Raw genomic sequence first — 653 nt, forward strand, 5'->3', positions numbered from 1 at the left:
CAGCAGCGGCATGATCGTGATCCCGGGGCCCGGTGAAAAGAATCCCGCCGATGCGCAGGCACTCGCCGCGCGCATGGCCGCCACGTCGACACCGCATGCGACGCAGCCGAGCGCCGCGGCGCTGGCCGCGCTTCGGCCGACGCCGGCGGCACAACGGCAGGCGCTCGCCGAAGACGGTCAGATCGTGCTTGCCGGCCCCGGCGCACCGGGGAACCCGGCCGCCGCCGGCGCTTACCCGACGAGCGGCGCCGTCACGAGCGGCAGGGTCATGAGAGGCGGCGCCGCGCCCGGCATGCCGGCGATGCCGCAGCCGGTGAACCTGCAGAGTGCGGCTGCGACGCAGCGCGTGGCGCCGGTGGTCATCAGCAACGCGCAGGCGCGCTACAGCGTCCCGGCGTCGGATATTCAGGCGGCCGATACGGCGAATGCGTCCGCGCCCTCCGTTGAAATCGAGCCGCTCGCGGCGCGCGGCGAGCCGCCGCAGCTCGACGGCTCGGGCGGAACGGCGGCAGTCAGGACGCAGGCGGCCATGCTCAGGGTTGCCCAGGCACAGCAGGCGGCCGCGGGACAAGCGGGCGCGTCAGCCGGCGGCGCAGCAGGTCAAGCCGGCCTGACCGCCAGCCAGGCGGCGCGCCCGGCAGCGGCGCAGGCAG

General features: G+C 75.7%; 1 pseudogene. It reads left to right on the plus strand.

Annotation, left to right across the window (positions count from 1 at the left end):
* Window positions 1–10 precede the first annotated feature (10 nt).
* Window positions 11–653, plus strand: a pseudogene (locus tag HV675_RS32165) (hypothetical protein); the annotation flags it as partial.

This window comes from Paraburkholderia solisilvae (assembly GCF_902859875.1).
Classification (GTDB): Bacteria; Pseudomonadota; Gammaproteobacteria; order Burkholderiales; family Burkholderiaceae; genus Paraburkholderia; species Paraburkholderia solisilvae.